The sequence below is a fragment of the Kitasatospora sp. NPDC059722 genome (genome assembly GCF_042733235.1).
In the GTDB taxonomy this organism is placed as follows: Bacteria; Actinomycetota; Actinomycetes; order Streptomycetales; family Streptomycetaceae; genus Kitasatospora.
This window is the reverse complement of the sequence record NZ_JBHWGD010000019.1, coordinates 48327-71460: the sequence shown is the minus strand read 5'-3', so window position 1 is coordinate 71460 and position 23134 is coordinate 48327. Positions and strand designations below refer to the sequence as shown.

Below are 23134 nucleotides of genomic sequence, written 5' to 3'. Positions count from 1 at the left end.
AAGGCCCGTGCAGGGCACCGGGCCTGTATCCGAGTGGGTGGGGTGGCGTGGGGTCGAGCCGCAAGTCGGACAAGAGGCGGTCGAAGAGTGCGAAGGTATCGAACGCGGTCATCGGCGGGACGTTCCACGGGCATACGATCCAGGCGGGGACCGCCCATGTGACCGTCCACGACCACAGAGCCGGAAGCGTCCTCCGCACTTCCGCATCGCCGCTGCCGCCGCTCCCGCCACTGCCCGTTGCGTTCACCGGCCGCGACCGGGACGTCGACGACATCCTCGCTTCGCTGGCCCCCGACGGGGTCTCGGGCGGCGATTTCGCCGGGCTGATGCTCACGGGGCTGGGCGGGATCGGCAAGACGACCGCCGCCATCGCGGCCGGCCGTGCGGCCATGGACCGGGGCTGGTTCCGCGGAGTGCTCTTCGTGGACATGCGCGGCTACGACGACACCCGGATGGAGGCCGGACAGGCACTGGACACTCTGCTGCGGACGCTCGGCGTCCCCGCGGAGAACATCCCGCCCGACACCGAAGCGCGTGCCGCGTTCTTGCGGGCGGAACTCGACCGGAGCGAGTCGGGTGTTCTCGTCATCGCCGACAACGTGTCCAGCGCCCGGCAGGTCATCCCTCTTCGGCCTGCTTCGGCTCGCCATCGTCTGCTGGTGACCTCTCGGGAGATCCTCCCGGGGCTGGGCGCTCGTGTGCTTCGACTCGGCCTGCTGGATCCCGAAGCGGCCCGGGATCTCATGGCGTCGGAGGTGAGAGCGGCCTGGCCGCATGACGACCGGGTGGCTGCGGATCCCGATGGTGCCCTGCTCGTCGCGGAGTTGTGTGGGTACCTGCCTTTGGCGCTGCGACTTGCGGCCGCGCAGCTCATCGTCGATCAGCACCTGCAACTCGGCCAACTGGCGGATGACTTGATGGACTCGGCCGGCCGGCTGGACCTGTTGCAGGACGGGGAAACCGGGATCCGGCTGACTCTGGACAGTTCCCATCGGCGCCTCTCCGTTTCGCAGGCCGAGCTGTTCCGCCTGCTCGCGCTCAATCCCGGCCCCGAGATCTCCACCGTGGCGGCCGCGGTCCTGGCGGGCCGGACGCTTCGTGAGACCAGGACCATGCTCGCCCAACTCGCCCGTACCGCCCTCGTCTCACAGACCCCCGAGGGGGGCAGGTGGTACCTGCACGACCTCGTTCGCGTGTTCGCCGCCGAACGGGCCCGGATGCATCCGGAGCCGAGTCGGCAAGCCCGGCGACGCCTGTTGGAGTTCTACGTCGCCGCTGCGGGTGCGGCCAACGACTCCGTGACGGCACTGCCCGACAGTCCTCCTGAACTCGGCGTGTTCCACGACCGTTCGCATGCGCTCACGTGGATGGATCGTGAACGTCCCAACCTCGTCGGGACGGTGCAGGCAGCGGTGGCGACGAATCATCCTGAGCTCGTCACGGAGCTGGCCCCGGCGCTGGGCTCCTACCTGATCAGGAGGTTCCGGACGGACGACGGTCTGACGGTCACCCGTGCGGCCCTGGATGCGGCTCGTGCCCTCGACAGCACGTCGGACGAGGCTGCCGCCTGGAACAACTTCGGTCTGGCGCTGCACGAGGCCCGTCGCTTCGACGAAGCCGCAGAGGCCTTCGGACGGTCCGGCGAGCTCTTCCGTCAGTGCGGCAACCGCAGGGGCGAGTCCAGCGCGCAGGGCAACCTCGCCAACTCGCTGCGCAAAGTCCGGCGCTTCGACGAGGCGCTCGCGGCCCACCAGCACGCCCTCGCCATCGATCGGGAGCTGGGCCACCGCCGTCGTGAGGGCGGGACCCTGAACAACATCGCGGCCACCCTGCAGGACATGCGGCGGTTCGACGAGGCCATCGAGATCCTCGAGTGCGCCCGCGACATCCATCGCGAACTGGGTGACGTGGACGGGGAAGCGACGGTGTGGTCGAACCTCGCCATGGCCATGGGGGAAACTCGTCGCTTCGACGAGGCCGTCGAGGCCGGTCGGCATTCCGCCCGACTCGCCAGAGATCTCGGGGACCCCCACCTCGAGGCGACGGCGTTGGAGGAGATCGGGGCGGTCTTCCAGATGACCGGCCGATTCGAGGAGGCGATCGCAATCCACCAGAAGACGTGCATCGGGTTCCGCGAACTCGGAGACCGTCATGGTGAAGCCCTGTCGTGGGGGAACCTCGGGCTCGCCCTGGGGGCCGTCCGGAGGTTCGAAGAGGCGGTGGATGCGCACGAGAAGGCCCTGGCCATACATCTGGAACTAGGAGACCGCCACGATTGGGCCCGTACCTGCGGCAATCTCGGCGCGGCCCTGAACGGACTGGGCCGGTTCGAGGAGGCCGAGGACGTACTCCGGCCGGCACTGGCCGTGTTCCAGGAGCGCGGTGACCGGCACGGTGAGAGTGCGGTGTGGAACAACCTCGGTGCCGTGCTGGAGGAAGCAGGCCGTCGGGGCGAGGCGATCCAGGCCCACCAGGAGGCACTGCGTGCTGTGCAGGAGGTGGGTGACCGACCGGCGGAGAGCCGGTCCTTGACCAACCTCGGCGACGTGCTCCGGGAAGCGGGCCACGTCGGCGCGGCGATTGCCGCTCACGAACAGGCCCTCGAAATCCATCGGGCTCTGGGCGATCGCCACGGTGAGGCGAAGCTGCAGGACAAACTCGGCCTGGACTTCGGTGAGGGAGGTGATCATCAGGCCGCAGCCGACGCCTTCCAGCGGGCCCGGCGGCTGTACCTGGACCTCGGTGACGAGGACGGTGAGGCCGTGGCACTGCTCGGTCAGGCAGATGCCCTCTGTTCTCGGAGTGGCTTTCAGGAAGCAGCGGACGCGGCCCGCGAGGCTCTCGTGTTGTTCCGGCGGCTCGGCTCGGCCGACGGCGAGGCGGCGGCCTGGTACTGCCTCGGCGATGCCTTGCACGGGGTGGGCGAGACGGCTGAGGCCGAGACGGCGCTCCGGCGGGCCGAGACCTGTGGCCAGGTGCTCGATGCCGACGGTGACGACGGGTCCGGCCCGGACGCGGTCGCCGATTGATTCCCGCCGGGTGGGCACCGCCGCGCGGGGCGGGGCTACCGGCCGGTATCGTCGGGGCTCGGGAACGGTGGAGACCTGCTGCGGCGGGCCCGAGTGCGGATAGGTGCGGCGAGACGCGATGGAGTTTCGGGAAGACATCCTGGGTGCCCCTTACGAGGCGGTCGAGCTGCCGCTGCGGCGCGACTACGAGGGCGAGGTCTGCGCGACGCTCGTGCGCCGGCTCGTGCCGGGGTCCGAGAAGGCCGTGCTGTACGTCCACGGGTACAACGACTACTTCTTCCAGACCAACCTCGCCGACCACTTCGTCGCGCTCGGGTTCTCCTTCTACGCGCTCGACCTGCGCAAGTACGGGCGCTCGCTGCGCCCGCACCAGTCGCCGAACTTCGTGCGCGACCTCGTCGAGTACGACGAGGAGATCGACGAGGCGGTGCGGATCGTCCGCGAGGCGGACGGGCACCGGCAGGTGCTGCTGAACGGGCACTCCACCGGCGGCCTGATCGGGGCGCTGTGGGCCGGACGGCGCTCCGGGCGGGGCCTGATCGACGGGCTGTTCCTGAACAGCCCCTTCCTGTCCATGCCGGCCTCGGCCGCCGCCGTGACCTTCGGCGGCCCGGCCGTCTCGGCCATCGCCCGGGTCGCGCCGACGCGGGTGCTGCCCTCCGGGCTGAACCCGCACTACACGCACAGCCTCCACAAGGACCACCGCGGCGAGTGGGACTTCGACCTCCGGCTCAAGCGGCCCGAGGGCTTCCCGCTGTTCGCCGGCTGGCTCGCGGCCATCCACCAGGGGCACCGGCGGGTGCGGCGCGGGCTCGGCATCGACGTGCCGGTGCTGCTCATGGCCTCCACGGCGTCGATCTCCACCACCAAGTGGCACAACGCCCTGCACCACGCCGACGGCGTCCTGCGCGCCGACGACATCGCCGCCCAGGGCCCGCACCTCGGCCGGCACGTCACCATCGTCCGGATCGAGGGCGGCATGCACGACCTCGTCCTGTCCGGCGAGAGCGCTCGCACGCAGGTCTTCGCCGAGCTCGACCGCTGGCTCGACGCCTACCTGCCGGCCGTGCCGGTCGGGGAGCCCGCGTGACCGACGAGCCGGTGCCGGTCGGGCGGCCCACCGACCTCGGGTTCGCCAAGCTCATGCCGGACATCGACCGCGACGGCGGCTGGCTGCTCACCCTCGACGGCACGCCGCAGTCGTACGTCGACCTCGCCGACCCCACGCACCTGGAGTTCGAGTACACCCGCCGCCTCGGCCACCTCGCCGACGCGCTCGCCCCCGCCGGGCGTCCCCTCGACGTGCTCCACCTCGGCGGCGGGGCGCTCACCGTGCCCCGGTACGTCGCCGCGACCCGGCCCGGGTCGCGGCAGCACGTCGTCGAGGTGGACGGCCCCCTGCTCGCCCTGGTCGAGGAGCACCTGCCGTGGCAGGGGCCCGGCGTCGACATCACGGCGACGGTCGGCGACGCCCGCACCGCCCTGGCCGCCGTACCCGCCGGATCGCTGGACCTCGTCGTCGCCGACGTCTTCCACGGTTCCCGCACGCCCGCGCACCTGACGTCGGTGGAGTTCCTGCGCCTGGCAGCCGCCGCGCTGCGCCCCGGCGGCTGCTACGCCGCGAACCTCGCCGACGGCCCGCCGCTGGCCTTCGCCCGCGCCCAGGCCGCGACCGTGCGAGCGGTGTTCCCCGAGGTCTGCCTGATCGCCGAGGCCCCGGTGCTGCGCGGCCGCCGCTACGGCAACATCCTGCTGGCCGGCTCGACCGCCCCGCTCCCGGTCGCGGACCTCTCCCGCGCCCTGGCCGCCGACATCTTCCCGGCCCGCCTGACGGACGGCACCGACCTCGCCACCCTGGTCGGCCGCACGCCCCCGGTGACGGACGCCGACGCCACCGACTCCCCGCCACCCCCGGACGGCGCCTTCAGCGTCGGCTGAGGCGGCTGGCCCCTTCCGGTGGGCCCGGCCGCGCGTCGGCTCGCGCGGCCGTCGTCCCGGGGTGTGAGAATCGGCGGGTTCGAGCGGGTGCTCGGGTGGACGGCGGAGGGAGAGGGCGATGGGCGGCGTGGAGCGGCCGGACTTGGGGGAGGTGCCGGAGACGGCGCTGTGGACGCTGTGGCACCGGGCGGTGGAGGCCCGGCGGCCGGACGCGGTCCTGCACGACCCGAAGGCGGTCGAGCTCGTCGGGCGGATCGACTTCCCGTTCGAGGAGCGGTTCGGGCGCCGGGCGGCGGTCGCGCAGCTCCAGGCGCTGCGGGCGGCGTGCTTCGACCGCGAGGTGGCGGACTTCCTCGCCCGCAACCCGCGCGGCACCGTCGTCTGCCTGGGCGAGGGCCTGGAGACGCAGGCCTGGCGGGTCGACAACGGGCGCGCCCGCTGGATCTCCGTCGACCTGCCGGAGACGGCCGCGCTGCGCGAGCGCCTGCTCCCGCCGGACGCGCGCCACCGCATCGTCGTGTGCTCCGCCACGGACCCGCGCTGGATGGACGAGGTGGACCCGGCGCAGGGGGTGCTCATCAGCACCCAGGGCCTGCTGATGTACCTGCGCCCGCCCGAGGTCCGCGGGCTGATCGCGGCCTGCGCCGAGCGCTTCCCCGGCGCGACCTTCGTCCTCGACGCGGTGCCGCGCTGGTTCAGCGCGCGGGCCGTCCGGGGGAAGCTGCGGGACAAGTACTACAAGGCGCCGGCCATGCCGTTCGGCATGGACGCGGGCGAGCGCGGGAAGCTCGCCACCGCCCACCCGGCGGTGACGGACGTCCGCGAGGTGTACCCGGAGGGCGGGCGCGGGATCGTCCGGGCGCTGCTGCCCCTCGCGGCCCGTGTGAACGGCAGGCCGTCCGTGGTCGCACTGCGCTTTGCCAAAAAGAGGGAATCGGCCGAAGGTAGCGGAACCTCCGCCGCGGCCCGTACGTCGTAAGACCAGGTAAGACCAGGCGATCGGCGGGGAGAACACGGCCGGCCGGCACGTTAGGCTGCCTGGTCAGAGGGGGAGCGGCCCGCGTGCCGCCATCGGAAGACCGCCGGGACGGGCGCACCGCACAGGGGCGCGCCCGCACCGACCTGCCACGGAGGTACTGGCCTTGCACATCGACGCCTGGATCGAGAGCGTCCCCCCGGGGGCCGTGTACGGCCTCGTGGGCTTGATCATCGGTCTGGAGTCGCTGGGCATCCCGCTGCCCGGCGAGATCGCGCTGGTCACGGCGACGCTGATGGCCGTCAAGGGCGTCGTGAGCCCGTGGGGCATCGCCGGCGTGGCGATCGCGGGCGCGATCATCGGCGACTCGATCGGCTACTCGATCGGGCGCAAGGGCGGCAAGCCGCTCTTCGAGAAGCTCGGCCGCAGGTTCCCCAAGCACTTCGGGCCCTCCCACCTGGCCACCGCCGAGCGGTCGTTCCAGCGCTGGGGCATGTGGGCGGTCTTCTTCGGCCGCTTCATCGCGCTGCTGCGCATCTTCGCGGGGCCGCTGGCGGGCGCGCTGAAGATGCCGTACTGGAAGTTCCTGATCGCGAACGTGCTCGGTGGCGTGGTCTGGGCCGGCGGTACGACGCTGCTGGTCTACAAGGTCGGCAAGAGCATCGAGCCGTGGCTGTCGCGCTTCTCGTGGGCCGGGCTGGCGGCGGCCGTCGTCGTGGGCGCCGGCTCGGCGTGGTTCATGAAGCGGCGCGCCGCGAAGGCGCACGCCGCGCACGAGGCGGCGGAGGCGGCGGCGTCGGAGAGCGTCAAGGAGCCGGTGGCGGACTGACGTTCGGGCCGCGGGGTCACCTGCGTCGGCGGTGGTGCGGAGTAGCGTGTGATCACGCACAGCCCGCACCGCCCGCACCGCACCGAGCACTGGAGGCCCCGATGACGCAGCCGACCTGGGACGCCGTGGACGCGTACTTCTCGGACACGCTGGTCGGCCACGACCCCGTCCTGGAGGCCGCGTCCGCCGCCGCCGACGCGGCGGGCCTGCCGCACATCGCCGTCGCCCCCAATCAGGGCAAGCTGCTGCACCTGCTGGCGCTGACGGTCGGGGCCCGGCGGATCCTGGAGGTCGGCACGCTCGGCGGCTACAGCGCGATCTGGCTGGCGCGCGCCCTGCCGGCCGACGGCACGCTGATCACCCTGGAGATCGACCCGAAGCACGCCGAGGTCGCCCGCGGGAACCTCGCCCGCGCCGGGCTGGACAAGGTGGCCGAGGTGCGGCTCGGCAGCGCCCTCGACTCGCTGGCCGTGATCGGCGCGGAGGGCGGCGAGCCCTTCGACCTCGTCTTCATCGACGCCGACAAGGTCAACAACCCCGCGTACTTCGCGTGGGCGCTCAAGCTGACCAGGCCGGGCTCGCTGATCGTGGTCGACAACGTGGTCCGCGGCGGCGCCGTCGCGGACGCGGCCGGCACCGACCCCGCCGTCGTCGCCACGCGTAGGCTGCACGACGTGATCGCGGCCGAGCCGCGCGTCACCGCGACGTCCGTGCAGACCGTCGGCAGCAAGGGCTACGACGGCTTCACGCTGGCGCGCGTGCAGAACTGAACCACCGCAACACCTTGGAGGACCCTGTGCGGATCGGACTGCTGGGCACCGGCCCCTGGGCGGAGCGCGTGCACGCGCCCGTCCTCGCCGACCACCCCGGACTGGAGTTCGCGGGCGTGTGGGGCCGCCGTCCCGAGGCCGCCACGGCGCTCGGCGCGGCGCACGGCGTGCCCGGGTACGCGGACCTCGACAAGCTGCTCGCCGAGGTGGACGCGGTCTCGATCGCGCTGCCGCCGACCGTCCAGGCCGACCTCGCGGTGCGCGCCGCCGAGGCCGGCTGCCACTTGCTGCTCGACAAGCCGGTCGCGCTGACCGTCCCGGACGCGCGGCGCGTCGCCGGGGCCGTCGAGCGGCACCGCGTCGCGTCCGTCGTGTTCTTCACCGTCCGCTTCGGCGGCGACCAGATCCCGTGGATCGAGCAACAGGCCGCGCTGGGCGGCTGGTTCACCGGCCGCTCGGACTGGCTCGGTTCGGTGTTCGCCCCCGGCAGCGGCAGCCCGTACGCGGCGTCGCCGTGGCGGCAGGAGAAGGGCGCGCTGTGGGACGTCGGCCCGCACGCGCTGTCCGTGCTGCTGCCGGTGCTCGGCGACGCGACGCGGGTGACGGCCGTGGCCGGCCCGCTCGACACGATCCACCTGGTGCTGCGCCACGCGGGCGGCGCGTCCAGCACGCTGGCGCTCAGCCTGACGGCGCCGGTCGCGGCCGGCGGCACGGGCATGGAGATCCGCGGGGAGCACGGCGTGGCCCACCTGCCGGAGCGCGGCGAGGGCCCGATCGCGGCCCTGCACCGCGCCCTGGACGCCCTCCGGGACTCCGCGCGCACGGGCGAACCGCACGCGTGCGGCGCGGAGTTCGGGCTGCGCGTGGTGGAGATCCTCGCGGCCGCCGAGCGCTCGCTGGAGTCGTCGGCGCCCGTCGAGGTCTGACGGGGCCACCTACCGTCCCTTGGCCTCGAAGCGGACGAAGTCCCGCCCGGCGGGCCCGGCTTGGAGGCCGAGGGACTGGCCGATCACCACGGTCGGCGCGCCGACGAGCTCGCACAGGCGGCGCATCAGCTCCTCCCCGGAGGTCCGACTGCCGTCCGGCGCCGGGTCGTTGCGCAGTGCGGCGAGCGCGGCCGGGTCGGCGAGGCCGGCCTTGTGCGCGATCTTCCCGCAGTAGGAGTCCCAGTCGGCCCGGTGGGCGGCGTACTCGGCCGGGTCGGCCGGCGGGGTCCAGTCGCGGGCCCAGCCCATGTTCTCGTACCCGCCGCCGGGGAAGCAGACGGTGACGCACAGGCCCCACTCGGCGTCCTCCAGCAGCCACACCGTCGTCTTGGAGTCGACGGCGAGCATCCAGGCCGGGTCCATGATGCGGCTGCGGCTGATCCGGCCGAAGCGCGGCTTCGGCGGGTCGAACAGCAGGCCGGTGCCCTGCGGTCCCCGGTAGAGGTAGCCGCCGCGCTTGCCTCGTGCGAGGGCGGTGAGCACCTGTTCGGAGGGGGCGGAGGTGATGGCGGCGTACGTGGGCACGGTGGATCCTCGGAAGTGATGGTCGGGTCGGTGCCGGTCAGTCGGTGCCGGTCGGTCGGCGCTGGTCGGTCGGCGCCGTCAGTCGGCGCTGCGCAGCGCGGAGGCGTGGTAGACGAGGTGTGCCGGGACGGCGGCGTCGACGGCCCGCGCGGCCGCGCCGATGTCGCCGATCAGGTCGGGGACGACGGGCACGAAGCAGGTGCTGTGCCCGTACACGATCCGGGCCGGACCGCGCACCTCGACGGCCGCGATGTCGTCGAACGGCACGTGGTGGATCTCGCCGTCGGGTTCGCGCGCCCACACCCCGGCGTGGTTGACGACGAACCGGGTCTTGCGGGCTGCCGAGTAGCGCAGCCGGTCGGCCAGCGGAGGCTTGAACACCTCGCCGTCGGCGGGCAGTTCGGTGTGGTGGGTGCAGCGGTGGCGGGGCACCGGGGTGCCGTCGGGCAGGACGGGGGAGACCTCGACGCCGCAGGGCACGACGAGCAGGGCGGTGCGCAGCGCGTCCGCGAACGCGCGCCGGGCCCGGTCGGGGGTGACGGCGGCGAGGGCGTCGAGGCGCGCGGGCGCGTCGCGGTAGGTCTCGCCGAACAGCGACCGGGCGGCGGCGTGGCCGAGTTCGGCGATCGTGTTGCGCGGGTCGGTCCAGACCTCGCGCATGCCCTCGCGCTCCTCGGCGAGTTCGGCCTCGGTGACGCCGTCGCGGGCGAGCCGCAGCGCCTCGTGCCAGAGCAGCTCGCTGACGGTCTGCTCCTGGCCCTCGCGGGCGTCGAGGTACACGGTGTGCTCGCCGGTGGCCGCGCCGGCGTTGTCGAGGCTGCCGCCGACGTCGTAGGTGAGGCCCAAGGCGTGCCGGGCGCTGTCCCGCAGGCGCTGCGCGAACACGGCGACGGCCGCCATGAGGGCGGCGTCCGCCAGTGCGCCGTGCAGCGCGATGCCGGGCCCGGGGACGTCCTCCTGGCGCCAGGACCGGCCGCTGAGCAGCGCGGGCCGGGCTCCGGCGCGGTCGGGCCGCGCGCCGGCGGGCAGCGGCAGGCGCAGCCCGGCGGGCGGCGGGCCGGTGAGGACGAGGACGGCGTTGCCGGCGTGGAAGTACCGGAACAGCGTGTCCTGGACGGCCTCGACGGTGATCCGGTCGGCGCCCGGCCCGCGGTAGGCGGCGAGCCCGAGGCCCTGGACGCCGTACCGGTGCGAGAGCAGCTCGGAGGTCTGGGGGACGGCGACCCGGCCGTCCTCCGCCTCCAGGACCCCGGCCTCCCGGTCGATGCGGTCCAGCGGCAGCTCGCTCAGCGCGGCGCACACCCGGCCCAGGTAGTCCACGACCTGCTCGGGCTGCCCGGAACACGTGAACCGGGTGAGTTCGAGGTCGACGGACGCGTTGTGGTCGTGGTGGAGCCGCGGCAGCGTGCTCATCGCCAGGTGCTCCACGAGGTGGACCACCCCGAGCGTGCGCAGCGTCTCGTCCCGCGCCCCGCACCCGAAGATGAGCTCGGCCTCCAGCGGGCCGGGCGCGGGGGCCCACAGGACTGGTATTCCGTCGATGACCTCGTGATTCACGCGGCGATCATAAGGGGTGAAGTTCTTTACCCAGTAATGACCCCCATTTTGCCTGCTCACGAGATGCGGCCCACGGCGGACCGTGGGACTCCTCGCGAAGGACGTCGATCCGCTGCCGGACCTCGTCCGGCCGGTGCCCGGCGGGGCTTGCGGGGACGAGGACGGCCCCGGTCGCCGATACGAGAATGAAACGTCGTCACAGGAAACTGATGTGACCGATGAAGGGATGAAACGCGGTCCAGACGAGAACCTGATGTCCCGTCCCTACAGTGCCGCACATGTCACATACCGATTGCCGGAATCGCCTTCGCCGCAGCCGGACCCCCGGCCGAGCGTGCACCCAAGCCGCCCTGACCGCAGTCGTGTTGGCCGCCGGCCTCGCGCTGGCCCCGTCCGCAGGGGCGGTGCCGGAGGACGGGGCCGCCACGAGCCGGGTGGCCGTCCATCCGGAGGCGGTCACGGCCGCGCAGCAGCAAGCCGTCCTGGACTACTGGACCCCGGCGCGGATCGCCGCCCTGACCCAGCCGTCGTCCGGCAACCCGCCCAGGAGCGGCCCCGACGGAGCCCCGTGGACCGGTGCCGCCACCCTGAGCGGGACGGTGGGCAGGCTCTTCTTCACCAACCACGGCGAGGACGAGAGCTGCACCGCGACCGTCGTGAACAGCGCCAACCGCAGCACCGTCGTCACGGCGGCGCACTGCGTCAACAGCACCGACCTCCTCGGTGAGAACGACGAGTGGCTGTCGAACGAGATGTCGTCCCGGGCTACCACGACGGCCTCGCGCCGTACGGCAGGTTCGTCGCGCGCGCCGGGGTCGCCGATGCCACCTGGCTCCTCAACGACCAGCAGAACGGCCTGAAGTTCGACGCGTACGACCAGGCGTTCCTGGTCCTGAACGGCAACGCCGCGGGCCAGCGCGTGCAGGACGCCGTCGGTGCCGCACAGCGCATCGGCTTCGACCGGCCGGGCAACGCGTCGGTCCACCAGTTCGGCTACCCGCGCGAGGCCTCGGGCGACCCCTCGCGCGCGGGTCTGCCCGAGTTCACCGGGGCCAGGCTCGCCCACTGCGCGGGTCGGACCCGTGAGTACCCCGGTACCAAGGAGCACCCGGAGCCCCGGGGCGAGTGGGGCGCCCCTTGCGTGATGGGCGGCGGCTCCAGCGGCGGTCCCCGCGTCGCCGACTTCGACCCGTCCTCGGGGATCGGCACCGTCGTGGGCGACAACACCCAGGGCGCCTTCTTCGACTCCTCGGGCCGGGTGTGCGAGCGCGGCACCGCCTCCTGCACCCGGCACCTCGTCGGTCCGCAGTTCACCTCCGCGATCACGGAGCCGCTGTACCGGGCCGCCGAAGCCGCACCCGTCGCCTGATCGCGACCGTCCCCCGAAACGAACCGGACCCTACCGAGAATGGCAACGATGTCAGCCGAACACCGAGCATTCCCCCGCAACCTCGCCGCCGCGGGAGCCCTCCTGCTGAGCGCGGCCACGGCGGCGGCCGTCCTGCTGCCGGCCGCCGCCCACGCCGCGGAACCGGAGCCCATCGCGACGCACGCCGGAGCCACGACCGACCAGGAGCGGAGCCGGATCGACGCCTACTGGACCCCGGCCCGGATGAAGCTGGCGGGCGCGGTGGTCCCCGAGATCACCCCCGTGCCCGAGGACGACAACACGCCCGACGATCCGCTGCCGCTTCCCCCGAACACGCCGGACCCCGGGGCGACCTGGACGCACGGCGGGGCGGTGAACGAGAGCGTCGGGCGGCTCTTCTTCACTTTCTCCGACGGCTACGACGGCAGCTGCACGGCGACGGTCGTCGAGAGCGCCAACCGCAGCACCGTCGTCACGGCGGCGCACTGCCTGCGGGGCGTCGGCCCCTCCGCCGCCGACGGCACCTGGCGGCACAACGTCTACTTCGTGCCCGGCTACCGCAACGGCACGAAGCCGCTCGGCGGCTTCAGCATCAGGAGCATGGCCACCTCCGCCCGCTGGGACGCCGACCCGGCCACGACACGGGAGTCCTGGTAGCGAACCCCTCGGCCGAGGGGCGGCGCATCGCGGACGTCACGGGAGCCCAGCGGATCGCGTTCACCAGGCCCGCCGAGGGGGAGTTCATCCACACCTTCGGGTACCCGAAGGACCGGCTCAACAACCCCGCCGCCAAGTACGCCGGATCCCGGATGATCCACTGCGCCGGACCGGCCCGCCCCGGCCCCAAGGCCCCCCTCCTGTGGGGCGAGTCCTGCGACATGTCCCACGGAGCGAGCGGCGGCCCGCACCTGGCCCGCTTCGACACGCGCACCGGCGTCGGCACCGTCGTCGGCGTCACCACCACCAGCGAGGACCTCGCGGGTGGGCAGACCAACACGCTCTACGCCACGCGCTTCGGTGACAGTGCCCGCCACCTCTACACCTGGGCCCAGACCCGCCAGGCCTGACCTCCCACCCCGCCCCTGCCCGGCCGGCGTCGCCGCCCGGCCGGGCAGGGCACCTTCTCGACGCAGCCGGCGGGCCGCCGTCAGGCCGGGGGCAGGCCGGGCCCGGCCTGGTCGGGGCGGCGGTCGGCGGGGCGGGTCGGGGGGATGACGGGGGCGCGGAAGTCGCGGGGGCCGGACCACAGGGCGGGGACGGCGTCGCTGCGCCGGGCGAGTTCGTAGGCGAGGGCCTCGTAGTTGACGCGCCAGCCGTTGAAGTGGCGCCAGGCGTCCTCGACCGGCCGCTCGCGGGTGAACCCGGCGGCGGTGATCATCGCGACGGCGCCGATGTACTCGGCGTAGGTGAGGCGGATCGGGGTGGCCGGGTCCGGGTCGGCGTCGAAGTCGACGCGCAGGGCGCGCGCGATGTCGCGCATCGCGGTGAAGCCGGCGCGGATCACCAGGCGGGCCTCGGGCGGGGCGGAGCGCGGGCACAGGGCGAGGTGGAGGGCGGCGGCGTCCATGACGGCGATCAGGCCGACGACCCAGCTGCGGTTGGGCTGCGGGGAGCGGAAGGAGAGCAGCACGGGGTAGTTGGAGTGGCTCTCGCCGATGTCGGCGGCCAGCCGCTCCCAGTCCCGGTAGAGCTGCGGCAGGGCCGTCTCGGTGTCGACGAGGGACTGCCGGGCCAGCAGCTCCGGGCCCCACGCGGGCTCGCCGGCCCGGGACTGGAGCAGCGTCACCTCGGTCTCGCGCCGCTGGTAGGCGGCGTAGAGGGTGGGCAGGTAGGCGATCTGCAGCGCGATGACGAGCGGGCCGCTGGAGGCGGCCATGAAGTCGATCACGGACAGGTGCAGGCGGTCGCCGCTGGCGAAGCCGAGTGTGAAGAGGCTGGATCCGGCCTCGCGGAACGAGACCGACCAGTCGAGCTCCGACGTGCCGTGCAGCAGCAGCGTGTACGCGAGCAGCATCCCGCTGAGCCACACCCCGAGCATGCCCAGCAGCACGAGCGGCGCGAGCCAGGTCAGTGCCCGGTCCTGCGCCCGGTAGGTGCCGAAGGGCGCGGCCCAGACGCGCAGCAGCAGCCGGAGTGCGGCCCAGAGCCGGAAGACGAGCGCCGAGTACAGGCCGCGGGGTACGACGAGCGTGCGCAGGATGCTGCCGATGACGAGCAGGAGCACGAGCACGCCGGCCACGGTGTGGATCAACCTCATGGGGTCATTCTGGCGGTCGTCCAGGTCAGGCGCGGCGCGGGGCGCCGACGGTGGCGGTTCGGCGCCGGGTACGGCGGTGGCTCGGCGGTGGTTCAACGCGAGCGGTCGTGTGCGGTATGAACATGATCACACCGATTTGGTGGCGTCCTGGCGCGGTCCCGCAGGCGTCTACCCCTTTGACGGGGACTGCATCCACCGACAGATCGGAGACCGGGCTGTGCGTTTACACAGGGTCGGGGGCAAGGGCGGGGGCAACGGCGGGGGCGACGAGGACCAGACGGGGCGCCGACGACGGCACCCGCTACGGCGGCTCGACTACCCGCGCCGGGGCCGGCGCGGGATCCGCCGCTGGCTGCCGTCCTGGCGGCAGCTGCTCCTGCTCACCGGTGCCGGAGCGGTGACGGTCACGGCGCTGGCGGCCTGGCTCTACGCGACCACCGAGGTGCCCGAGGACCTCAACGCCTTCGCCACCCAGCAGAACAACGTCTACTACTGGGCGGACGGCACCGAGATGGCCAGGATCGGCGAGACCAACCGCCAGGAGGTGCCGCTCGACCGGGTGCCGGAGCCGGTGCAGTGGGCCGTGCTGTCCGCGGAGAACGAGACCTTCTACTCGGATCCGGGGATCTCGCTCTCGGGCATCGGCCGGGCGGTCGTCTCGATGGCCACCGGCGGCGACACCCAGGGCGGCTCGACCATCACCCAGCAGTACGTCAAGAACAGCTACCTGAACCAGCGCCAGGCCATGTCCCGCAAGCTCCGCGAGGCCGTCATCGCGATCAAGCTCGACCAGCGGATGAGCAAGCGGGACATCCTGGCCGGCTACCTGAACACCAGCTGGTTCGGGCGCGGCAGCTACGGCATCGAACGGGCCGCCGCCGCGTACTACGGCAAGGACGTCTCGCAGCTGAACCCGAGCGAAGGGGCCTTCCTGGCGGCCTTGTTGAAGGGGGCCGGGCAGTTCGATCCGGCGCTCGGCGAGGAGAACCGCGAGCGCGCCGAGGACCGGTGGTCCTGGATCCTGGACCGGATGGTGAAGGCCGGAAAGCTGTCCGTCGCCGAGCGCGCCGGCTACACGGAGTTCCCCGAACCGAGGCCCCAGCCGAAGGCGGCGGGGCTGAGCGGCCAGGTCGGCTACCTGGTGGACATGGCCAGGGCCTACGTCGAGGGCCACAGCGACATCACCCCGGCGCAGTTCGACCTCGGCGGCCACCAGATCTTCACCACCTTCGAGAAGCCGCGGGTCACCGCGCTGGCGGCGGCCGTGCAGGAGGCCACGAAGGGCATCGACCCGAACGCCCGCGAGGCCGACAAGCTGCTGAAGGTCGGCGCCGCGTCGGTGGCCCCGGACGGGCGGATGGTCGCGCTGTACGGCGGCCCGGACTACCTGAAGCAGGGGTACGACAACGCCAACGCCTCGTCGGTGCCCATGGGTTCGGCCTTCACCCCGCTGGTGTACGCGGCGGGGCTCGGCCAGGGCGTGCAGCGCCAGCGCGGCGGCAGCCGCTCGCCGGTGACGCCGGCCACCCTCTACAACGGCGACCACGGGGTGAACGTCATGACCCCGGAGGGGCCGTACTGGGGGCGCGACGGGAAGACCGCCAAGACCGCCAACGACGGCGGACGCAGCTGGGGCCCGGTGAGCCTGCGGAGCGCGATCGAGCAGTCCGTCAACGGGCCGATGGCGCAGCTCGCCATGGACGTCGGCCTGGACCGGGTGCAGCAGACCGCCACGGACCTGGGCCTCCTCCCGGGCAGCATGGGCGAGCTCGTGCCGGCCTTCGGTGTCGGCAACTCCACGCCGAGCGCGATCAGGGCCGCCGACGCGTACGCCGCCTTCGGGGCGAAAGGCAGCCGCACCGACCCCTACTCGGTGCTGCGGATCACCCGCAACGGGGAGGTGCTCGCGCTGCGGCTGCCGACGGCCGTCCAGGCGCTGAGCGCGGCTGCGGCGGGGGAGGTCGACGCGGCCTTGAAGGGCGCGGTTCGTGGCGGCAGCGCGCAGGCGGCCGCGGAAGCCGGACCGGACGTGGCGGCGAAGCCCGGTACCACCGTGGACCGTACGGCGGGGTGGTTCGTCGGCTACAACGGGCGGGTCGCGACGGCCGTGACGGTGTTCCGGGCGGACCTGAAGGACATGAAGCTGCTCTCTCTGGAGGGCCTCGGCGGGGCTGCCCCGGACACCCTGGACTCCGAGCTGCCGGCGCGGATCTGGACGTCGTTCATGAAGGCGGCCGGGTAGGGCCTACAGACCCCAGGGCCCGAGCTTCTCCGGGTTGCGGACCGCCCAGATCCGGGTGACCCGGCCGTCGGCGACGTCGAACGACGCCACCGTCATGACGACGCCGTCGCGCCGGGCCACCAGGCCGGCCGCGCCGTTGACCGACCGCTCCAGGAGCTCCATGCCCGGCGCCTTGTCGGCGATGGCGAGCATGTACTGGGCGATCAGCGCGCCGCCCTCGACCGGGCGCAGGACGGTGCCGACCAGCCCGCCGCCGTCGGCGGTCATCACGGCGGCGGGGTCGAGCACGGCGACGAGGGCCGCGACGTCCTTGTTCTCCCAGGCCTTCTTGAGGCGCCGTACGGTGTCGGCCTGCCCGGTGGCCGTTGCGGGGGCGGGAGTGGTGCCCACCCGCCGTCGGGCGGAGGCCGCCAGTTGCTTGCAGGCCGCGGGGGTGCGGCCGAGGACGGCGGCGATCTCGGCGAAGGGGTAGCGGAAGACGTCGTGCAGGACGAACGCCACCCGCTCGGCGGGCGTCATCGACTCCAGGACGACGAGGAAGGCCATGGCCACCGACTCGTCGAGGACGATCTGGTCGGCGAGGCTCTCCTGGCCGTTTTCGCGCTGGGGACGGTCGGGCAGCGGCTCCGGCAGCCAGGCGCCGACGTACCGCTCACGACGGGCCCGCGCCGAGCCGAGCACGTCCAGGCAGATGCGGCCGGTCACGGTCGTCAGCCACGCGCCGGGGGACACGATCTCGTCGCGCCGGCCGCCCGGCAGCGCGTACCAGCGGGCGTACGCCTCCTGGACGGCGTCCTCGGACTCGGCGAGGGAGCCGAGCAAGCGGTAGGCGATGTTGAGCAGTTGGCGCCGCTCGCCGGCTATGCCGTCCTGTGCCGATCCCATGGTCTTCGGCCTTACCTTTCCCGGGCCTGTGTCGTCGTGTTCGTGAGACCTTACTGAAGAGAGGACCGAGACATGGCGACGACTCAGGCGACGCAGGCGACTCCCGTGCCGCGCGCATTCCCGTTCGTGCGGATCGCGATCGCGCTCCAGACCCTGACGATCTTCCTGCAGGCCGCCTCCGCCGGGCTGCTGCTGACCGCGTCCTACGGGGAGACGCTGCACAGTGTCGGCGCCCGCGTGATGTACGGGGCGTCGATGCTGTACGTGCTGGCGGCGGTGCTGGCGTGGAAGCCGGGCGGTGGCCCGGTGCGGCCGGTCTGGGAGGCGTCGGGCTTCCTGGTCCTCGCGTCCGTCCAGGTCGTGCTCGGCGTCGCGCACGTGCCGTCGGTCCACTTGCCGTTGGGCGTGGCGATGTTCGGGCTCAGCGTGCTGGCGCTGGCGCGGCGGTGAGCGAATGCCTGGGCACGCGAGAAGTCGATGAGTCCGACTTCTCGCGCAGCGCGCCCGTGGGGGTGGTCACTTCACGAAGCGGGACCAGTCGGCCGGTTGTCCGGGGTCGAGCTGGCGGAGCCTGTCCAGGACCTTCGGGTCCTGGGCGTCGAGCCAGTCGGCGACCTGGCGGAAGGAGACGCAGCGGACGCCGTCGCGTTTGCACACGCTCTTGATCACGTCCTCGACGGCCTGCATGTAGATGCCGCCGTTCCAGGTCTCGAAGTGGTTCCCGATGAAGAGCGGGGCCCGGCTCCCGTTGTAGACGCGCTCGAACCCGGCGAGGTAGCTGTCCCGGGCCTCCTTCTCCCAGGCCGGGTACTTGGCCGGGTCGCCCTTGGTGCTGTCCCCGGACTGGCCGGCGAGGAAGTTGTAGTCCATGGAGAGGCCCTGCGAGGACCTCGCAGGGAACGGCAGCAACTGAAGTGGGAAGTTCCAGATGCCCTCCTTCTTGATCGGCCAGACCTGGAACTCGCCCTTGGAGCTGGCGTCGTAGCGGAACCCGCTGGCCTTCTCGGCCACGAGGAGGTTCCGCTGGCCCTCCAGGCAGGGGGCGCGACCGCCGACCAACTCCTTGGTGTAGTCGAAGGGGAGGGGCGGGAGGTCTTTGTAGCCGGTGTTGGTCTTCCAGTTGGCGACGAAGGAGACGGCCTGGTCGAGCTCGCTCTTCCACTCGTCGGAGGTCCAGTCGCCGCCGCCGTTCGGGCCGCAGAAGTGCCCGTTGAAGTGGGTGCCGATCTCGTTCCCGTCCAGCCAGGCGAGGCGTAGCTGTTCGAGGGTGTCCTTGACGTGGGCGTCGGTGGCGAAGTCGATGGAGGCGGAGCCGGGGTCGTGCTGGGGCGGCTGATAGAGGGTGCGTTTGGATTTGGGGAGGGTGTAGATGCCGGTGAGGAAGTAGGTCATCTGGGCGTTGTTGGCGGCGCCGAGCTCGCGGAAGCGGGAGAAGAGGTGCTCGTCGCCTTCGAGGGCGCCGTCCCAGGAGAAGACGACGAACTGCGGGGGCTTCTCGCCGGGTTTGAGCTTCTCGGGGGTGGGCTGCTTGGGCTGGGGACCGGTGTAGGAGGTCGAGCCGTCGCCGAGCACCTTGACCTGCCCGTCCCAGGTCGGAGTTGGGGAGGGAGATGGGGACGGGCTCTCGGCGGCCGGGATCGGGGCGGGGGTCTCGGCGGGGGTCGTGCCGGCGGCGGTGGGTCTGCTCTGGGAGTCGGGCCCTCCCGCAGCCAGGGCGAGAGCCGCTAGGACCCCCACCGCCAGCAGACCGGCCGTGCCGCGAGAGACCCGCACCGTACCTCCGAGAATAGATCGACAGTTCGATCATCAGAACACTTCGATCGGTGCCTGTCGAGGCTGGAGTGGTGTGGGTGAAGGAGTTGAACTGGCAGGCAGCTGTCGGACGTTGAACTATGACCGACGGTTGCCCAGGTCGACCGCTGTGACTGCCGAGGGGCCGGGGGGAGGTTCGTAACGGAGGTGTCGCTAGCGTTGTGACCGTGATGGTCGACCGGGGTGCGGCTCACGATGCCACGCTCCGTGCCGGTTGGATGTGAGGACACATCCGATCCGGTGCTCAGACGTGTGCCATCCACCCTATGGCGGAGAGTAGATGAAGCTGCAGGTCGTGATCCACCGGGCGCGGTTGGGGCGTGATGAGTTCAGGGTCATCCGCCCAGCCCAGCCACTGCTGCGCGCGGTACTCGTCGATCGTGACCGGTGCTGGGACGCCTACGTGGATCAGGATGCCGCGCGGAGGATCGCCGCGCTGTGGATGCTCGCAGCCCGCTCGCCGCGCTCCTTGATCCACGTGCCGATGCGTACCAACCGCCCACCGGCACGTGAGGTGCCGGACCAGGCCGGGTTCCAGGTCGATCTCGTGTTGCTGCACCATTCACTCCAGTTCGCCCCCTCCCGCTGGAAGCAGGTGCGCGGCCGGCTCGGCTCCGGCCGTCCACAGACCGTGGACCTGCCCTGGGCCGGACTTCCGGACGATGCGGCGATCGACTACGAGGCACGCCACCACCGGGAGAACCGGGACCTCTTCCACCAGCACCTCCACGCCGAGACGCTGTTCATGACCGGCAGTGCGAAGGTGTTCAGGGAGACCGCCGGTCACTTCCTCGAAGTTGCCGGCGAGGGACCCGGTTACATCCGGGCTCACCCGAGCGACCGTCACTTCTGTACCGAACTCCACAGTCTCGACGGGGTGCTGGGAAACGCACGCGAGCTGCACATCGAGTACTGCGATCAATGGGACTCGTGATCTTGAAGCTGCCGGGCGCGGGCGCTGTGCGTCATTGCTCGTGGCGACTGTCTCTACCTTGAGCAGCCCGCGGGCCGGTCGACTGCGTCTGGCAGTCACTCGGCTGTGCGTGCCGGCGGAAGGCCTCGGCGGAGGCGCGGGTGTAGAAGCGCCGGATCCGTTCGGAGGAGCCGGGGACGCGGAGGTAGTCGCGGCGGGTGTGGTCCCAGATGCCCCAGCACTCGAGGAGGAGGAAGTGGGGGCTGCGGGAGTCGATGAGGCGGATCTCGTAGGTGTCGCTCACGGGGTTTCGTTTCTGTGCACCCAGGTCAGGGCCCGGTCGTAGGAGTAGAAGCGGAGCGGCTCGGGCCGGGGCGGGAGGGCGCGGACGAGGCGGCGGGTGCGGTGGCTGTAGATGACCCAGGTCGGGTAGGCGGAGTTGGCGGCGCGGATGATCGTGAAGCGGCGGGCGGTCACCGGCGGGAGACCTGGACGAAGCCGCCGGCCTTCTCCACCTGCCGGGAGAACTCGTGGAACTCGCCGTCGATCGGAGAGATCGTGGCCCTGCTGGGGACGAGCAGCGCGCCGGATCGGGCGGAGCGGATGCGCTGGAGGGCGATCTGGAGCTGCGGCCGGGAGTCCGGGGGCGCGTTGAGGTTGTCGTCGATGACGGTGAGGCAGACGCCCCAGTTGAAGGCGAGGGCGTACTCCTCGCAGCTGCGCATTTCGAGCTCGGGGAAGGCGGGGCCGATCTTGGCCAGGTAGATCACCGCCTGGAGGCGCTCGGGGGCCTCAACTCGGGGGGTGTGAAGGGTGTGTGGGGGCGTGCGGCCGTTCAAGGTCCGCTCCTCTCCGTAGTGGAACGACTACCGGCAGCGCCCACTGTCGTCTAAGCTCGGGAACCGTTCAACTTGTCTGCGTATCAAGTGGAATTGAGCGTGACCCGTGAACCGCAAGGATCTTGACCCGACGTCATCCCCTCGCGAAGCCTTCGGTGCGCTACTTCGCAGCTCACGCGAGGCGATCGGCTGGACCCAGGAAGACCTGGCGGAAGCCATGGGGTACTCGGACAGCTACATCTCGGCCGTGGAAACGGGCCGCAAATCCACCAGCCGCGACTTCGTCAGGGCGGCCGACCAGGCGCTCGGGACCGGCCAGACACTGGAGTTGATGTGGGTCGGGATGAGGAGGAAGGGCTTCCTGGAAGGTTTCCCGGAGCATGCTGCGCAGGAGGCACGTGCGTCGGAGATCAGGATCTTCGAACCGAACCTCATTCCTGGGCTCTTCCAGACCAAGGCCTACGCTTCGGCGAGGGAATCGGCTTCGGTGCAACGAGGAAGCAGCACGCAGGACCAGGCTGAGGAGCGAATGAGGTTCCTCGTCGCACGGCAGCGGCTTCTCAAGCGTCCAGAGTCGCCGATCGTCCACGCAGTGATAGACGAGAGTGGCCTTCGTCGCCCAGTGGGAGGCGTTGCGACCATGCGCGCCCAGCTCGATCACCTGGCTGAGATCGCGTCCAAGCCTTACGTGATCTTCCAGGTGGCCCCGTTCAGCCTGGCTGAGCACGCCCCGTTCCGTGCGTTCGTCACGTTGTTGACCTTCGCCGACCGTTCTGTGGTCGGCTATACGGAATCTGCGGATCAGGGGTACGTCGTCCGGGAAGACGGGACTGTCAGAACCTGGGAAAGGGCCTACGATCGGTTGCAGGTAGAGGCGTTGACCAGAACCGCGACCCTCGATCTGATCCACAAGGCCCGAAAGGAACTTTGACCCATGACTCGCCCAGACCTGTCCCGCGCTACCTGGTTCAAGTCGTCGCACTCGGATAACGGCGGCTCCTGCGTCGAGGTCTCGCCCGACTTCCCCAACGTCGTTCCTGTTCGCGACTCGAAGGACCCGAACGGGCCCGCTCTCGTCTTCCCTGCTGATGCATGGCAGTCCTTCGTCGCCGCGACGGCTGGCGGAGAGTTCGGCGATATCTGACGCGCACTCTGGAAGGAGCTTCGATGACGGCCTTCGGCCTCACCGGTACCCAGTGGGTGAAGAGCCGCTACAGCGGCAACGGTGGCAGCTGTGTTGAGGTGGCTCCCGGATCGCCCGGTGTCATGCCGGTCCGCGACTCGAAGGACCCTGACGGGCCTGTCCTCGTCTTCCTCGCCGAAGCGTGGCGCTCGTTCGTGGCCGCGACCGTCACTGGTGAGTTCGGTGGCATGGATGCGTGACATGGAAGGGGCTTCGACGGCGACCTTTGGCCTGGCTGGGGCTCGGTGGGTGAAGAGTAGCTACAGCAGCAACGGCGGGAACTGCATCGAGGTCTCGCCCGACCTCCCTGATGTTGTTCCCGTCCGCGATTCGAAGGACCTGGAAGGGCCCGTGCTCGTCTTCCCTACCGAAGTGTGGCGCTCGTTCGTCGCTGCGACCGTCACTGGCGAATTCAGTGAGATCTGATGTGAGATCTGGAAGGAGCTTCGATGGTGATCCCTGACTTGGCCGGGGCGTGGTGGGTGAAGAGCCCATACAGCCAGAACGGTGGCAACTGTGTCGAGGTGGCTCCCGGCTTCCCGGGCGTGATGCCGGTGCGCGACTCGAAGGATTCCGAAGGTCCTGTCCTCGTCTTCCCCTCCGACGCCTGGCGATCCTTCGTCGCCGCGACTGCCGCCGGCGAGTTTGGCGAGATCTGATGCGAGTCCTGAAGGGAGCTTCGACGGCGACCTTTGACCTGGCCGGTGCTCGGTGGGTGAAGAGCCGCTACAGCGGCAACGGCGGGAACTGTGTGGAGGTGGCCCCCGAGTTCCCTGGCCTCGTGCCTGTTCGCGACTCGAAGGACCCGAACGGGCCTGCCCTTGTCTTCCCCGCCGACGCCTGGCGATCCTTCGTCGCCGCGACTGCCGCCGGTGAGTTCGGCTCCATCTGACGCTTGTCCGGGGGTGGGGGGGGCGGGGGGGGCGGGCCCCCCCCCCCCCCCCCCCCCCAACACACCCCCCCCCCCCCCCCCCGGGGTGCACCCACAAGCGCGATAAAAAAACACCAACCCCCCCAGAAAACA

27 protein-coding genes are annotated in these 23134 nt (G+C 71.6%); 19 read left to right on the top strand and 8 right to left on the bottom strand.

Annotated elements, in window-relative coordinates; translation table 11 throughout:
- Window positions 1–158 precede the first annotated feature (158 nt).
- From ACFV4F_RS15395 to ACFV4F_RS15365, 7 genes are all read left to right on the top strand, one after another.
- Complete coding sequence (locus tag ACFV4F_RS15395; RefSeq protein WP_380502757.1) at window positions 159–3029, top strand: tetratricopeptide repeat protein; 2871 nt, start codon at window positions 159–161, stop codon at window positions 3027–3029.
- A 118-nt stretch (window positions 3030–3147) separates the two neighbouring features.
- Entirely contained in the window at window positions 3148–4119 is a 972-nt protein-coding gene (locus ACFV4F_RS15390) for an alpha/beta hydrolase (protein WP_380446938.1), read from the top strand.
- Window positions 4120–4172: 53 nt separating this feature from the next.
- Window positions 4173–4967, top strand: a complete 795-nt coding sequence (locus tag ACFV4F_RS15385) for a spermidine synthase (protein WP_380502839.1) — start codon at window positions 4173–4175, stop codon at window positions 4965–4967.
- Window positions 4968–5085: 118 nt separating this feature from the next.
- The gene (locus ACFV4F_RS15380; protein WP_380502754.1) at window positions 5086–5946 is read left to right on the top strand and encodes a class I SAM-dependent methyltransferase; all 861 of its coding nucleotides are present in this window, start codon (window positions 5086–5088) and stop codon (window positions 5944–5946) included.
- A 163-nt stretch (window positions 5947–6109) separates the two neighbouring features.
- Complete coding sequence (locus ACFV4F_RS15375) at window positions 6110–6772, top strand: DedA family protein (RefSeq protein ID WP_380502751.1); 663 nt, start codon at window positions 6110–6112, stop codon at window positions 6770–6772.
- 101 nt (window positions 6773–6873) lie between these two features.
- A complete protein-coding gene (locus tag ACFV4F_RS15370) occupies window positions 6874–7542 on the top strand; it encodes an O-methyltransferase (RefSeq protein ID WP_380448784.1) in 669 nt (222 codons plus the stop codon).
- A 26-nt stretch (window positions 7543–7568) separates the two neighbouring features.
- The gene (locus tag ACFV4F_RS15365) at window positions 7569–8468 is read left to right on the top strand and encodes a Gfo/Idh/MocA family protein (RefSeq protein WP_380494912.1); all 900 of its coding nucleotides are present in this window, start codon (window positions 7569–7571) and stop codon (window positions 8466–8468) included.
- 9 nt (window positions 8469–8477) lie between these two features.
- On the opposite strand, the gene ACFV4F_RS15360 is transcribed toward ACFV4F_RS15365, so the two are convergent.
- Both ACFV4F_RS15360 and ACFV4F_RS15355 read right to left on the bottom strand, forming a co-directional pair.
- Window positions 8478–9053, bottom strand: coding sequence for a hypothetical protein (locus ACFV4F_RS15360; RefSeq protein ID WP_380502748.1), 576 nt, complete (start codon window positions 9051–9053; stop codon window positions 8478–8480).
- Window positions 9054–9131: 78 nt separating this feature from the next.
- Window positions 9132–10610: an insulinase family protein gene (locus tag ACFV4F_RS15355; protein ID WP_380502745.1), complete on the bottom strand. Its 1479-nt coding sequence runs from the start codon at window positions 10608–10610 to the stop codon at window positions 9132–9134.
- Window positions 10611–11346: 736 nt separating this feature from the next.
- Between ACFV4F_RS15355 and ACFV4F_RS15350 the strand changes: the two genes are divergently transcribed.
- The 3 genes from ACFV4F_RS15350 (at window position 11347) to ACFV4F_RS15340 (ending at window position 13046) form a co-directional block, all read left to right on the top strand.
- The gene (locus ACFV4F_RS15350) at window positions 11347–11979 is read left to right on the top strand and encodes a hypothetical protein (RefSeq protein WP_380502742.1); all 633 of its coding nucleotides are present in this window, start codon (window positions 11347–11349) and stop codon (window positions 11977–11979) included.
- A 48-nt stretch (window positions 11980–12027) separates the two neighbouring features.
- Complete coding sequence (locus tag ACFV4F_RS15345; RefSeq protein ID WP_380502739.1) at window positions 12028–12636, top strand: trypsin-like serine peptidase; 609 nt, start codon at window positions 12028–12030, stop codon at window positions 12634–12636.
- Window positions 12637–12788: 152 nt separating this feature from the next.
- Window positions 12789–13046, top strand: coding sequence for a hypothetical protein (locus ACFV4F_RS15340; RefSeq protein WP_380502736.1), 258 nt, complete (start codon window positions 12789–12791; stop codon window positions 13044–13046).
- An 80-nt stretch (window positions 13047–13126) separates the two neighbouring features.
- On the opposite strand, the gene ACFV4F_RS15335 is transcribed toward ACFV4F_RS15340, so the two are convergent.
- On the bottom strand, window positions 13127–14236 hold the full coding sequence (locus tag ACFV4F_RS15335) for a hypothetical protein (protein WP_380444034.1): 1110 nt from the start codon (window positions 14234–14236) through the stop codon (window positions 13127–13129).
- Between the two features lie 217 nt (window positions 14237–14453).
- Between ACFV4F_RS15335 and ACFV4F_RS15330 the strand changes: the two genes are divergently transcribed.
- Window positions 14454–16478, top strand: a complete 2025-nt coding sequence (locus ACFV4F_RS15330; RefSeq protein ID WP_380502733.1) for a transglycosylase domain-containing protein — start codon at window positions 14454–14456, stop codon at window positions 16476–16478.
- Between the two features lie 3 nt (window positions 16479–16481).
- Here ACFV4F_RS15330 and sigJ read toward each other — a convergent pair whose 3' ends face one another.
- The gene (sigJ, locus tag ACFV4F_RS15325; RefSeq protein WP_380502730.1) at window positions 16482–17363 is read right to left on the bottom strand and encodes an RNA polymerase sigma factor SigJ; all 882 of its coding nucleotides are present in this window, start codon (window positions 17361–17363) and stop codon (window positions 16482–16484) included.
- 72 nt (window positions 17364–17435) lie between these two features.
- On the opposite strand from sigJ, the gene ACFV4F_RS15320 reads away from it, so the two are divergent.
- Window positions 17436–17813, top strand: coding sequence for a hypothetical protein (locus tag ACFV4F_RS15320; RefSeq protein ID WP_380502727.1), 378 nt, complete (start codon window positions 17436–17438; stop codon window positions 17811–17813).
- Window positions 17814–17879: 66 nt separating this feature from the next.
- Here ACFV4F_RS15320 and ACFV4F_RS15315 read toward each other — a convergent pair whose 3' ends face one another.
- Entirely contained in the window at window positions 17880–19136 is a 1257-nt protein-coding gene (locus ACFV4F_RS15315) for a hypothetical protein (RefSeq protein WP_380502724.1), read from the bottom strand.
- A 319-nt stretch (window positions 19137–19455) separates the two neighbouring features.
- On the opposite strand from ACFV4F_RS15315, the gene ACFV4F_RS15310 reads away from it, so the two are divergent.
- Window positions 19456–20109, top strand: coding sequence for a hypothetical protein (locus ACFV4F_RS15310; RefSeq protein WP_380502721.1), 654 nt, complete (start codon window positions 19456–19458; stop codon window positions 20107–20109).
- Window positions 20110–20140: 31 nt separating this feature from the next.
- On the opposite strand, the gene ACFV4F_RS15305 is transcribed toward ACFV4F_RS15310, so the two are convergent.
- Genes ACFV4F_RS15305 through ACFV4F_RS15295 form a run of 3 tightly spaced genes read right to left on the bottom strand, consistent with a single transcriptional unit; the run spans window position 20141 to window position 20927 of the window.
- Window positions 20141–20392: a hypothetical protein gene (locus ACFV4F_RS15305; protein ID WP_380502719.1), complete on the bottom strand. Its 252-nt coding sequence runs from the start codon at window positions 20390–20392 to the stop codon at window positions 20141–20143.
- The gene (locus tag ACFV4F_RS15300) at window positions 20389–20565 is read right to left on the bottom strand and encodes a hypothetical protein (RefSeq protein ID WP_380502716.1); all 177 of its coding nucleotides are present in this window, start codon (window positions 20563–20565) and stop codon (window positions 20389–20391) included. Before ACFV4F_RS15300 ends, ACFV4F_RS15305 begins: the two co-directional genes overlap by 4 nt.
- Window positions 20562–20927 carry a hypothetical protein gene (locus tag ACFV4F_RS15295; RefSeq protein WP_380502713.1) on the bottom strand — a complete coding sequence of 122 codons (366 nt, stop codon included), beginning with the start codon at window positions 20925–20927 and terminating at the stop codon, window positions 20562–20564. The genes ACFV4F_RS15300 and ACFV4F_RS15295 overlap by 4 nt, the downstream gene beginning before the upstream one ends.
- Before the next feature lie 106 nt (window positions 20928–21033).
- Here ACFV4F_RS15295 and ACFV4F_RS15290 point away from each other — a divergent pair, with 106 nt between their 5' ends.
- Genes ACFV4F_RS15290 through ACFV4F_RS15265 form a run of 6 tightly spaced genes read left to right on the top strand, consistent with a single transcriptional unit; the run spans window position 21034 to window position 23002 of the window.
- The gene (locus ACFV4F_RS15290; protein ID WP_380502710.1) at window positions 21034–21858 is read left to right on the top strand and encodes a helix-turn-helix domain-containing protein; all 825 of its coding nucleotides are present in this window, start codon (window positions 21034–21036) and stop codon (window positions 21856–21858) included.
- Window positions 21859–21861: 3 nt separating this feature from the next.
- Entirely contained in the window at window positions 21862–22071 is a 210-nt protein-coding gene (locus tag ACFV4F_RS15285) for a DUF397 domain-containing protein (RefSeq protein ID WP_380502707.1), read from the top strand.
- Between the two features lie 23 nt (window positions 22072–22094).
- Window positions 22095–22310, top strand: a complete 216-nt coding sequence (locus ACFV4F_RS15280) for a DUF397 domain-containing protein (RefSeq protein WP_380502704.1) — start codon at window positions 22095–22097, stop codon at window positions 22308–22310.
- Window positions 22303–22536 carry a DUF397 domain-containing protein gene (locus ACFV4F_RS15275; protein ID WP_380502701.1) on the top strand — a complete coding sequence of 78 codons (234 nt, stop codon included), beginning with the start codon at window positions 22303–22305 and terminating at the stop codon, window positions 22534–22536. The genes ACFV4F_RS15280 and ACFV4F_RS15275 overlap by 8 nt, the downstream gene beginning before the upstream one ends.
- A gap of 23 nt (window positions 22537–22559) precedes the next feature.
- Window positions 22560–22769, top strand: a complete 210-nt coding sequence (locus tag ACFV4F_RS15270) for a DUF397 domain-containing protein (RefSeq protein WP_380502698.1) — start codon at window positions 22560–22562, stop codon at window positions 22767–22769.
- The gene (locus ACFV4F_RS15265) at window positions 22769–23002 is read left to right on the top strand and encodes a DUF397 domain-containing protein (RefSeq protein ID WP_380502695.1); all 234 of its coding nucleotides are present in this window, start codon (window positions 22769–22771) and stop codon (window positions 23000–23002) included. Before ACFV4F_RS15270 ends, ACFV4F_RS15265 begins: the two co-directional genes overlap by 1 nt.
- Window positions 23003–23134 lie beyond the last annotated feature (132 nt).